This window comes from Nocardia sp. NPDC055165 (genome assembly GCF_053606985.1).
In genome coordinates this window covers 211,890-222,976 of the sequence record NZ_JBSGSS010000015.1, presented here as the reverse complement: position 1 = coordinate 222,976, position 11,087 = coordinate 211,890, and the positions used below count along the sequence as shown (strand labels likewise).

The window sequence follows — 11,087 nt, the reverse complement described above, 5'->3', positions numbered from 1 at the left end:
CGACGAAGGAGCAAGCCCCGGTGCCTGACCGGCGGCCCCTCAGGGCCGCGGACACGCGCGCGCCAGCGCGCCAACAAACACAGCGTCAAACCGTCCTGGGACTACCGAACCCAGGTCATCCCAGGAGGTCAACGATGACAAACACCCACTCCACCACCGGCGCCCGCGCCCACGCACGCGCCCAAGCCGCAGCAGCGACCATCACCAACCCCCAGACACCCCCTGACATAGATCCCACAAAAATCGTTGCCGCACAACGCATCCCCCCAGGCGGCTACGCGAACATCGCGCTCGGCCGAGGCACCCGAGTGCGCCTCAGCGACCCCACCGGCACCACCTGCGCCCACCTGTTCCTACTACGGACCGAATCCCCCTGGGAGCGGCTGAATGTCGCCGACACCGTGAAAGTCCCGTGGCAGGCCTACCTCAGCGCAGGCCATCCACTGCTCTCCGACCAAGGCCGGGTCCTGGCCACCGTCCTCGCCGACTCCGACGGCCACCACGACACCCTCTGTGGCCCCACCACCGAGGGCCGCCACCAACTCCACCTGGCAGGTGCCAAACAAGGTCTGGAGCCGCGCGATATCGGCCCCTCGATCGCCGTGTTCCGCGGAGCCGTGGTCGCGGTGGACGGCGCGATCGAGCCCACCGGCAACGGCCCGGCAGGCGCCACCCTCGACCTCATCGTCCACCTCCCCCTGACCCTCCTGGTCGCCAACGCCCCGCACCCCCTCGACGACCGCCCCACCGGCGACCTCGACCTTCTCGCCTGGCCCTCCCCCGCGGATCTGGACACCCGCAACGACGACCCCGAATACCGCCGGGCCGTGGAGAACACCGAAGCCGCCTGGACGGCCGCACTGAACACGGAGGTTCCGGCATGACCGCCACCCGCACCGTCGTCCTCGACGAGACCGTCCCCGCCCGGGCGCCGTGGTCGGCCGTCGTCCGCGCGGGCGACCACCTCGACATCATCGACCTGCACGGCAATCAGGCCGTCGACTGCCTGCTCTACTCCGCCGCCGATCGCACCGACCGCTACAGCGCCCAGGCCACCATCGCCGCCCAGCGCAACATCTTCCTCACCACCGGCAGCGTCCTGCGGACCGAAGGCGGCACCCCGCTGATGACGGTGGTCGCCGACGAGGTCGGCAATCACGACACCATCGCCGGCGCCTGCTCCCAGGAATCCAACACGCTGCGCTACGGCCACCACACCCGCCACCAGCACGCGTGCGTGGAGAACTTCCTGACCGCCGCTCTCGAATGGGGCCTGGGCAAACGCGACCTGGTCTCCAACATCAACTGGTTCATGAACGTCCCCGTCGAACCCGACGGCACGCTCGGCATCGTCGACGGCCTGTCCGCCCCCGGCAAGAAGCTCACCCTCCGGGCCGAGATCGACACTCTGGTCCTGGTTTCCAACTGCCCCCAGATCAACAACCCCTGCAACGGTTTCGACCCCACCCCGGTCCGCATGGTGGTGACCCGATGAGCCTCACCGACACCCGCATCGATCCCGCTGCCGACCTGGCCCCGACGAAGGCCCCCGCGCCCAGTGGTGTCATCGACTCGACCACGAAGCAGGCGGTCGGCCCGGCCGAGTCGCGCGCCGCGAGCACGGTCGACCCGACAGGCACCAGTGCGACCGAGCCGACTTCGGACACCCCGGCGGCGCCGGCGCCCAGTCGGCGGCGCCTTGATGTCGTCCGTCCCGGAATGCAGACCACCGTGCAGGACTGGCCGGGACGAATCGGATACTGGCACATCGGAGTTCCGCCGTCGGGGCCGATGGATGACCTGTCGTTCCGCCTGGGCAATCGTGTGCTCGGCAACCTCGAGGGCGCGGCCGGGCTGGAGTGCACGCTGGGCGGACCGGCGTTGCGGTTCGCCGAGCCGACGTGGGTGTGTGTGACCGGCGCGGTCGCCGATGTCCGGGTGGACGGCGTCCCGGTCGAGCAGTGGCGGACCGTCGAGGTCCCGGCGGGCGGCGTGCTCGATGTCGGCGCGATCCGGGGCCCCGGCATGCGCACCTACATCCTGATCGCGGGCGGTATCGATGTCGACGAGTTCCTCGGCAGTGCAGCGACATTCACACTCGGCAAGTTCGGTGGCGGAACGGGTGCCGCGTTGCGCGCCGACGATTCGCTCACGCTGGGCGCACCGTCGACCCGCCGCGCCCCCGCCGTCCCGATGGCCGACCAGCCCGCCTTCGCGCATCGTTGGGAACTCGCCGTTACCGAGGGCCCCCACGGCGCACCGGAGTTCTTCACCCGCGACGACTTCGACACCATCATCGGAACCGACTACGAAGTCCACTTCAACTCCGATCGCACCGGCGTCCGCCTCATCGGCCCGAAGCCCGAGTGGGCCCGCACCGACGGCGGCGAAGCGGGTTTGCATCCGTCGAACATCCACGACAACGCGTACACCGTCGGCGCCCTCGACTTCACCGGCGATACTCCGATCCTGCTCGGCCCGGACGGCCCCAGCCTGGGCGGATTCGTCTGCCCGGTCACCGTCGTCGCCGCCGATCGCTGGAAACTCGGCCAACTCACGCCGGGCGACAAGGTCCGCTTCGTCCCCATCCGTTCCGAACACGCCGCCCCCGCGGCGGAACTCGGCGCTCGTCGACGCGCTTGCTTCGGCACCGTCCTTTCGGCAGGTCGCGACGGCGACGACGGCATCCTGCGCCGCACCGAAGTCGACGACGAGACCGGCGTGACCTACCGCCGCCAAGGCGACGACGGCGTGCTCGTCGAATACGGCACGCTCACCCTGGATCTCGGACTTCGGGCCCGCGTCCACGCCCTGCACCAGCACCTCATCGCGATCGGGTTGCGTGGCGTCATCGAGCTCACCCCGGGGATTCGCTCACTCCAGATCAGGGTCGACCCCGCTGTCCTGCCGATCCCCCGTCTGCTCGACCTCCTCGCCGAAGCCGAGGCGCAGCTGCCGAATTCCGATCAGCTGGTCGTCCCGAGTCGCACGGTCCATCTCCCGCTGTCCTGGGACGACCCCTCCACCAGGGAAGCGATCACCCGCTACATGCACGGCGTGCGCGCCGACGCCCCCTGGTGCCCGTGGAACATCGAGTTCATCCGACGCATGAACGGCCTGCCTTCCGTCGAGGATGTCTACAAGACGGTCTTCGATGCCGAATACCTGGTCCTCGGCTTGGGCGATGTCTACCTCGGCGCCCCCGTGGCCACCCCGACCGACCCCCGCCACCGCCTCGTCACCACCAAATACAACCCGGCCCGCACCTGGACCCCGGAGAACGCGGTCGGCATCGGCGGCGCCTACCTGTGCATCTACGGCATGGAAGGCCCGGGCGGCTACCAATTCGTGGGGCGCACCACCCAGGTCTGGAACCACCGGGCACGCCCGAGCGGCACTGCGGGCCCCGGCGTCGACCGCTTTTCCACCGACCCCGAAACCCCTTGGCTTCTGCGTTATTTCGACCGCATCCGCTGGCACCCGGTCGAGGCGGACGAGCTACTCGACCTTCGCGCGGATTTCGCGGCGGGCAAGGTGGACATCACCACCGAGAACGGCGACTTCCGCCTGGCCGACTATCGCACGTTCCTGGCGGACAACGCCGACTCCATCACCGACTTCCGCACCCTGCAGGCGGGAGCCTTCGCCGAGGAACGCCAATCCTGGCGCACCGCGGGAGAACTCACCGACTGAGCGACGTCAGGCAATGAGAACAGTTTTCCCCGACGCGTGCCCTTGCTCGAACGCAGCCATGGCAAGGGCCGTGTCGGACAAGGGGAACCGCCGCCCGATCACCGGCCGCAACTTTCCGGAGACGGCCAATTCGGCCAGGTATCGCAGGTCGGCGGTGGCGGGTCGCATGAGCAGTGCCTTCAGGGTCTGTCGCGCGAACAGGTCGGTGAGTGCCACCTGACCGAGCCATCGGATCGGGCCGAACCAATTGTTGCCCGGCGCGGCGGCGGAGGAGATGAACACACCGTCCACGGTCAGCACGCGACGGATTTCGCGCAGTTCACGGTTGCCCGCGAGGTCGAAGATCACATCGTAAGGCACGTCTGTCAGAGTGAAATCGTCTGTGGTGTAATCGATTACGACATCGGCACCGATATCGCGCACCATGTCGACATGCCGGGTGCTACACACCGCCGTCACGTGCGCGCCGAGCACCTTCGCGATCTGCACCGCGAAACTGCCCACCCCACCGGACGCACCGTTCACGAGCACCCGCTGTCCCGGCCCGACCTTGCCGATGTCGCGCAGCCCCTGCAGGGCCGTCATTCCCGAATCCGGTATCGCCGCGGCGTCTTCCAGGCTCAACCCAGCGGGGACAGCGGCGAACGAACCCGCGTCCGCGCACACGTACTGGGCGAACCCGCCACTGGGGACCGCACCGAAAACCTGATCACCCACCCGGAAGTCAGCGACCGAGGCACCCACCGCGACGACCTCGCCCGCCGAGTTCTGCCCGATCATCCGACGCTTGGGCCTGCGCAACCCGAACCCGAGCCGCAGCAGGTAAGGCGTCCCGGTGAGCAGATGCAGGTCCCCGCTGCACAGCGACGCCGCCCGCACCCGGACCACCACTTCCCGGTCCCCCGGCGTCGGCCTCGGCACGATCTCGGTCCGCAACACCTCGCCCCCGCCGTATCGGGGCGCGATCCAGGCGGTCATCGAGGCGGTATCGACATCGGTCATGAGAACTGTCCCTCATCTCGCACTTACAGCGTAAGTCTCTGAGACGAAACGGTACGCTTACGCCGTAAGTAGGTCAAGGAGAGGACACCCATGCCGACGCGCACCCCACTCACCAGGGAACGCGTCCTACGCGCCGCCATCGACCTCGCCGACCAGCAGGGCCTGGCCGCCCTGTCGATGCGCAACCTCGCCAAGACCGTCGGCGTGGAGGCGATGTCGCTGTACAACCACGTCGCCAACAAGGACGACCTCTACGACGGCATCATCGACCTGGTGGTCGCGGAGATCTACGTCCCCCGTGCGGGCGGCGACTGGCAGGCCGAACTCCGCCGCCGCGCCGCCTCTGCCCACGAGGTCCTGCTGAGCCACCGCTGGGCCACCGGCCTGCTCGGCTCCCGCATCAACGTCGGCCCCGCCATGCTGCGCTACGTCGACGCCACCCTCGGCTGCCTGATCACCGCGGGCTTCACCTACGAACAGGCCGACCGAGCCTGGAATGCCCTGGACAGCCACATCTACGGCTTCACCGTCCAGGCCATCAACTTCCCTCTCGACCCCTCCGAATACGCTTCGGCGGCACAACAATTCCTTCCGCTCATTCCCGCCGAAACCCATCCCCACATGCACGCGCTGGCCGCGCGCGTCATCGCCGGAACCCACTCCGGCGCGGCTGATTTCACCTTCGGCCTCGAGCTAATTCTCGAGGGGTTGGCCGGTCTGCTCCCCCGCTGACAACGGCGTGGTGATCAGATACAGATCTCCACGCTGCCCAACGGGAAGCACAATGCCACCGATCCGACTTCCGATGCTGTGGGAGGCGCGGGCACGGCAGCCGAGGCCGCGGGAGCGGCGACAGCGCCAAGAGCCAGAACGATGGCGGCAGCGGCGGCCGCCTTGCTGATCTTCGCGGACATGGGGAGTCCTTTCTCTCGGGTGAACTCGGTTGGTTGGTTCCTAGCTGCGCGCTCCCTCAGTCTTCGCTGTGACGAGGGCAAACTCCAGGCAAGAAAGCATTACGTCAGACGCAGTGGCATCGCGGAACTGTCACTTCCGGGCTTCGACGGTCGCCCGCGAAACGTCCCCTGCCGCGGAAGCCGGCGGTTTTCCCGGCGTGATACCGCGAAAACGAATGTTACCGACCCGTGACCTCCGCCCCACCGAATACACCGTTCCGGAATGTGGCCAAGAGGTTGTCCACCGATCGGTGGACACGAAGTTCGACCGGTCGATGCTGTCTACGGCACCGGCCACCCGAGCAGCATCGACGACATGCGAAATCGCTTGGTATTGATCGCCGTTGCCAGCGCGCGCCATCCGTGGCGGGCCATTGTGGGCTGGTTCGTCTTCGTGGCGTTGTGCGTCGGAATCGGTGTCGGCATCGGCGGGAAACCCGCAGCCACCGAGGACTTCTGGATCGGCGAGGCGGGCCGCGGTGAGGCGATCGCGACCTCGGGCGGATTGCAGCAGGCGCCGATGGAACGGGTGCTGATCACCGGCGGCGGAGCTGCCGCGCACAACGCCGCTCAGGACGTCACCGACCGAATGCTGACACTGCCCGAGGTCAGATCCGTTGATGCTGCGGTGTATTCACCGGATGGGACGGTGCTGCGCGTCGACGTGACCATGGCGGGCGCCGAACTCGATGCCAAGAAGCACGTGGCCGCGCTGCGTGCGCAAACCGATCAGGTACAGCGGGCATACCCGGACCTACAGGTCGAGCAGACCGGCGGTCCCTCCATCAGCAGCGGCGTCGAAGTCTTGCGCGGGCGCGATCTGGCGAGAACCGAGATGATCGCGCTGCCGATCACCCTGCTCACCCTGCTCGTTGTGTTCCGTTCGGCGGCAATGGCTCTGGTGCCGTTGTTGCTGGCGATATCGTCGATCGTCGCGGCAATCGGGCTGTCGCTGCCCGCCTCACACCTGTTCCCCGACAACGGTGTCGGCACGAACATCATCCTGCTGATCGGGATGGCGGTCGGCGTCGACTACACCCTGTTCTATCTGAAGCGGGCGCGCGAGGAGCGGGCCCGCGCGGGCGGCGCGCTCAGTTCACGGGCGCTGGTGGAACTGGCCGCGGCGACCTCCGGGCGCGCGGTGGTGGTTTCCGGTATCGCCGTCGCGGTCTCCAGCGCGACGATGTATCTCGCCGACGACGTGGTCTTCTCCTCGATCGCGACCGCCGCGATTCTGGTCACCCTGGTCGCGGTGGCCAGCTCGCTCACCGCACTGCCCGCCCTGCTGACAGTGCTGACCGATCGAGCCGAGCGGCGCGCGGCCCGCAAGCCCTCGGCACCGGAGCGAGAGAGCACCGGCCGACTCACCGGTTCCCTGCTGCGACTGACCGCCGCACGCCCGGTAGCCGCACTGACCGTCGCGGTGCTGGCCATGCTCACGCTCACCGTGCCACTGCTCGGCCTCGACCTCACCGACATGGGCCGCGAGACCCACCCCCGCTCCATCCCCGCCATGCAAACGTTCGATCGGCTCACTACCGCGTTCCCCCAGCTGAAGTCGATGCACCAGGTCGTGGTGGCGGCCGAGCCGCAGCGAGCCGACGAGGTCACCGACGCGCTGCGCGCACTGGCCCGACGAGCCGAGTCCGATCCCGCCCTCGCGGGCGAAGCCGAACTGCGCACCTCCCCCGACGGCCGGGTCAGCCTGCTGGAACTGCCCGTCCAGCACCACGTCAGCGACGATGCGGCCCAACAGTCCCTCGAACGCCTGCGCACGGACTACCTACCGGCAACCGTCGGCACCCTCTCCGGCGTGGACTCCGCGGTGACCGGTGATGTCGCTCGCTATGCCGACTACCCGCGCCACCAGGAACAGAAGCTGCCCCTGATCATCGCGACGTTGCTGCTGGTGACGTTCGTCCTCACCGTCGTGACGTTCCGCTCCGTGGTCCTCGGATCGATCGGTGTCGTGCTGAATCTGCTCTCGGCGGGCGCATCGCTGGGCCTGTTGACCGCGGTCTTCCAGAACACCTGGGCCGAGGGCCTGCTCGACTTCCATTCGACCGGCTCGATCGGCTCCCGAGTCCCCCTGCTGCTGTTGGTGATCCTGTTCGGACTGTCGATGGACTACCAGATTTTCGTGCTCAGCCGCATCAGCGAGCTCGCACGCGCCGGGGTGCCGACCCGCCGGGCCGTACTCGACGGCGTCGGCGGTTCGGCGAGCGCGGTGACCAGCGCCGCGTTCGTCATGGTCACAGTGTTCGCGAGCTTCGTTCCGCTGCACATCATGGAGATGAAGCAGATGGGCTTCGCCCTCGCGGCGGCGGTCCTGCTCGACGCGTTCGTGATCCGGATCGTGATCCTGCCCGCGATGTTGCTGCTGCTGGGTGATCGCACCTGGTGGCCCGCCCGCCCCGCCCGCACCGCCGAGCCGGTGAAAGTAGGCTGAGCGAAATGGAGGAGAGGCCGACCCGGATGCGGATTCTGCGCCGGTGGTACGCCGGATGCTGGGTGCTGTTCGGCCTCGGCCCGCCCGTGATCGCCGTGCACGATCGCACCGATGTGACGAAGTACTCGACGTGGATCCTGATCACGGCGCTGGCCGCGAGTTATCTGGCGCTGACGACCTTTCCGCGTCACCGCGTCGTCGGCACCACCGGCTTTCTGTGCCTGCTGGTCGCCGTCCTCGGCATGACAGCGATCTTGCTCGAGGGCGGTGCGGCCTTCTTCATCGTCTCCATTCCGCTGTTCTGGATCTACACTCCGACACCGCGCCGCGCGGTCGGTTACCTCAGCGCGGCGGCGGTAGCCACCCTCATCGGGAATCTCACCGGACCGATCTTCTCCCCCGGCAATGCCACCTTCACCCTGCTCGGATACGCGGGCGGCGTCCTGCTCGGGCTGTGGATGGACCAGGTGATCAGGCAGGGCGCGGAACGTACTCGCGCCCTCGGCGCCGAGCTGGAACGCACCCAATCGGATCTGGCCGCCGCCCACCAGCGGCAGGGCGCGGCCGAGGAACGCGAACGGATCGCCCGCGAAATCCACGACACGCTCGCCCAGGGCTTCGCCTCCATCGTCGTGCTGGCCGAGGCGGCCCGCGACGGCATCGGCACCGATCCGGCGGCCACCGCCAAACAGCTGTTGTCGATCGAGCGCACCGCCCGCGAGAATCTCACCGAGGCAAGGGTGCTGGTCGGCGGAAGTCGCGCGGACAGCACCGGGATCGCCCAGACGCTGCGCCGGGTCCTCGATAGCTTCGTCGAAGACACCGGGCTGACCGTGCACGCCGAACTGGCGGACATCGTCTGCGACCAACCCACCAGAATCGGCCTGCTGCGCTGCACGCAGGAGTCACTGGCCAACGTGAGCAAGCACGCGAAGGCGAGCACTGTGAGCGTGGTTCTCTCCCACACCGATGCCGGACCGGAACTCGAGATCACCGATGACGGAATCGGTTTCGCACCGCACGAGGCTCGTGGATTCGGCCTGAACGGGATGCGTAACCGGCTGGCCGAACTCGGTGGCGAATTCGCCGTCACCAGCTCGCCCGGCGAGGGCACCAGGATCTTCGCCCTTCTCCCCGCGACCGGACCGACGTGACCGAGCCCCTGCGCCTGATCCTCGCCGACGATCACCTCGTGATGCGGGCGGGTCTCGTCGCGCTGTTGCAGGCCGAACCGTCCATCCGGATCGTCGGCGAGGCGGCCGACGGCGCGGAAGCCATCGATCTCGCCGAACGGCTGTGCCCCGATGTTGCGCTGCTCGATCTACGAATGCCGGTTCTGGACGGCGTCGCCGCGACCCGCGACATCGTGCGCCGCACCGGAACCCGCGTCCTGATCCTCACCACCTACGACACCGATGCCGAGATCGAACGCGCCATCGAAGCGGGCGCCATCGGCTACCTCCTCAAGGACACCACCCGCGATCAACTCGTCGACGCCATCCACGCCGCCGCCCGCGGCCAGACCGTCCTGGCGCCCCGGGTCGCCGAACGCCTGGTCGCCCGCATCCGCCGCCCCGAGCCGGTCACCCTGACACCGCGAGAAATCGACGTCCTGCGCGCGGTCGCCGACGGCCTGTCCAACCCCGAGATCGGCCGGCGCCTCGTCATCGCCGAAGCCACCGTCAAAACCCATCTCCTGCGCGTCTTCGCCAAACTCGACGTCAACGACCGCACCCACGCGGTCATCGTCGCGATGAAGCGGGGCCTGTTCACCACCGGCGAGTGACCGACTCCGGCAGCCGATCAACCGGGTACCAGGTCCGCGCTCCTGCGCACGGCACCGGGGAACTGGCCGTCCGATTGCGGCGCGACCTCCATCACCGCTTCCGCCACGGCGAGGCAGGCGCCGAGCCGCGGCAGTCGGCGCAATCCCGAATCCCCTTGCAGCAGGAGCCGAACCGCGGCCCATGGCAGGTTCACGTCAGCGAACGACGTGTGGAACAGGCCCGCCGAGGGGCGTGGATTCGCCTCGAGCAGCACCGGTTCGCCACCGCGATAACGCAATTGAACATTCGTCAGATAGGCCAGTTCGAAATGCCGTACGAGCCGGCGCGCGATGTCGACCAGCGCGGGATCGTCGAGCAGGATGCGGAAACGTCCCTGCTTGGCCCGCGGAATACCCATCAGCAGTTCGCCTCCCGACGCGGAGAGGCAGTCGATGCTGATCTCCGGTCCTTCGAGGAACGGCATCACGAGCAGCGGCGGCACCGCTTCGCCCTCTTCCGCCGCCCGCCGCATCGCCCCCGCGACCGCCTCGACCGAGGCCACCGGCCGGGGCGCGACCCGCAGGTTCGCCATGGTCAGCGGGCGGTCGTCGAGGATGCGGAAGCCGAACGCCGAGTACTCACCGCTGGGCTTGATACACAGCGTCTCCCCGGTGAGCGAAAGCTCGTCGACAGCCGCGTAGAACTCATCGACGTCGGCCGCCTCGCGCCACGGCGGTACGGGAATCCCCGCGGCACCGGCTATCTCGTAGGTGAGAACCTTGCTGGTCAGCGCCGTCACCGCGGACAGCGGCGAACACATCAGACTGGTACCGACCGCGGCGAAGTCCGCCGCGCGGCCCGCCAGTGCGTCGAGCCGTCGCGGCGGAATGAGCACGTCGATGCGATGTGTCCGACAGAAATCGAGCGCGAACTGCGCATACTCCTCGTTGCTGACATACCGAGGTTCGATCGCCGACACATCACACGCCGAGAGAGCTGCCGCACTCGGATCCACATTGCTGGCGAAAACAGTGACCTCGACCCCATCAGGGTTCTCCCGTAGCAACCGCATGACCTGAACGCTGGCCGCACCCGCACTGCTCAGCCAAATCCGAAGCGTTATGGCAACCGCTCCCTTCCTTTTCCCGAAGCGAACCCGGACCTTATCCCGGTTCTGCTTCGAGCACATTTCGGAAAGAAGGACCCCACGTCACATCGGGGGGA

At 68.0% G+C, this 11,087-nt stretch carries 10 protein-coding genes; 7 read left to right on the top strand and 3 right to left on the bottom strand.

Annotated elements, in window-relative coordinates:
• Positions 1 to 134 precede the first annotated feature (134 nt).
• Genes ACWFRF_RS27465 through ACWFRF_RS27455 form a run of 3 tightly spaced genes read left to right on the top strand, consistent with a single transcriptional unit; the run spans position 135 to position 3,693 of the window.
• A complete protein-coding gene (locus ACWFRF_RS27465; RefSeq protein ID WP_452452957.1) occupies positions 135 to 884 on the top strand; it encodes a DUF1989 domain-containing protein in 750 nt (249 codons plus the stop codon).
• Complete coding sequence (locus ACWFRF_RS27460; RefSeq protein WP_379318434.1) at positions 881 to 1,495, top strand: urea amidolyase associated protein UAAP2; 615 nt, start codon at positions 881 to 883, stop codon at positions 1,493 to 1,495. Before ACWFRF_RS27465 ends, ACWFRF_RS27460 begins: the two co-directional genes overlap by 4 nt.
• The gene (locus ACWFRF_RS27455) at positions 1,492 to 3,693 is read left to right on the top strand and encodes a 5-oxoprolinase/urea amidolyase family protein (RefSeq protein ID WP_452452955.1); all 2,202 of its coding nucleotides are present in this window, start codon (positions 1,492 to 1,494) and stop codon (positions 3,691 to 3,693) included. Before ACWFRF_RS27460 ends, ACWFRF_RS27455 begins: the two co-directional genes overlap by 4 nt.
• Before the next feature lie 6 nt (positions 3,694 to 3,699).
• On the opposite strand, the gene ACWFRF_RS27450 is transcribed toward ACWFRF_RS27455, so the two are convergent.
• Positions 3,700 to 4,695 (bottom strand): NAD(P)-dependent alcohol dehydrogenase, encoded by a 996-nt coding sequence (locus ACWFRF_RS27450; RefSeq protein ID WP_452452953.1) that lies wholly within the window; start codon positions 4,693 to 4,695, stop codon positions 3,700 to 3,702.
• A 90-nt stretch (positions 4,696 to 4,785) separates the two neighbouring features.
• Here ACWFRF_RS27450 and ACWFRF_RS27445 point away from each other — a divergent pair, with 90 nt between their 5' ends.
• Positions 4,786 to 5,427: a TetR/AcrR family transcriptional regulator C-terminal domain-containing protein gene (locus ACWFRF_RS27445; protein ID WP_452452951.1), complete on the top strand. Its 642-nt coding sequence runs from the start codon at positions 4,786 to 4,788 to the stop codon at positions 5,425 to 5,427.
• A 14-nt stretch (positions 5,428 to 5,441) separates the two neighbouring features.
• Here ACWFRF_RS27445 and ACWFRF_RS27440 read toward each other — a convergent pair whose 3' ends face one another.
• A complete protein-coding gene (locus ACWFRF_RS27440) occupies positions 5,442 to 5,609 on the bottom strand; it encodes a hypothetical protein (protein WP_378990835.1) in 168 nt (55 codons plus the stop codon).
• A gap of 355 nt (positions 5,610 to 5,964) precedes the next feature.
• Here ACWFRF_RS27440 and ACWFRF_RS27435 point away from each other — a divergent pair, with 355 nt between their 5' ends.
• From ACWFRF_RS27435 to ACWFRF_RS27425, 3 genes are read left to right on the top strand one after another with little or no spacing between them, the layout of a single operon-like run.
• The gene (locus ACWFRF_RS27435) at positions 5,965 to 8,097 is read left to right on the top strand and encodes an MMPL family transporter (RefSeq protein WP_452452948.1); all 2,133 of its coding nucleotides are present in this window, start codon (positions 5,965 to 5,967) and stop codon (positions 8,095 to 8,097) included.
• A 5-nt stretch (positions 8,098 to 8,102) separates the two neighbouring features.
• Positions 8,103 to 9,251 carry a sensor histidine kinase gene (locus tag ACWFRF_RS27430; RefSeq protein ID WP_452452946.1) on the top strand — a complete coding sequence of 383 codons (1,149 nt, stop codon included), beginning with the start codon at positions 8,103 to 8,105 and terminating at the stop codon, positions 9,249 to 9,251.
• Complete coding sequence (locus ACWFRF_RS27425) at positions 9,248 to 9,883, top strand: response regulator (RefSeq protein WP_378990839.1); 636 nt, start codon at positions 9,248 to 9,250, stop codon at positions 9,881 to 9,883. Before ACWFRF_RS27430 ends, ACWFRF_RS27425 begins: the two co-directional genes overlap by 4 nt.
• 17 nt (positions 9,884 to 9,900) lie before the next feature.
• On the opposite strand, the gene ACWFRF_RS27420 is transcribed toward ACWFRF_RS27425, so the two are convergent.
• A complete protein-coding gene (locus tag ACWFRF_RS27420) occupies positions 9,901 to 11,052 on the bottom strand; it encodes an ATP-grasp domain-containing protein (RefSeq protein WP_378990841.1) in 1,152 nt (383 codons plus the stop codon).
• Between the last annotated feature and the right edge of the window lie 35 nt (positions 11,053 to 11,087).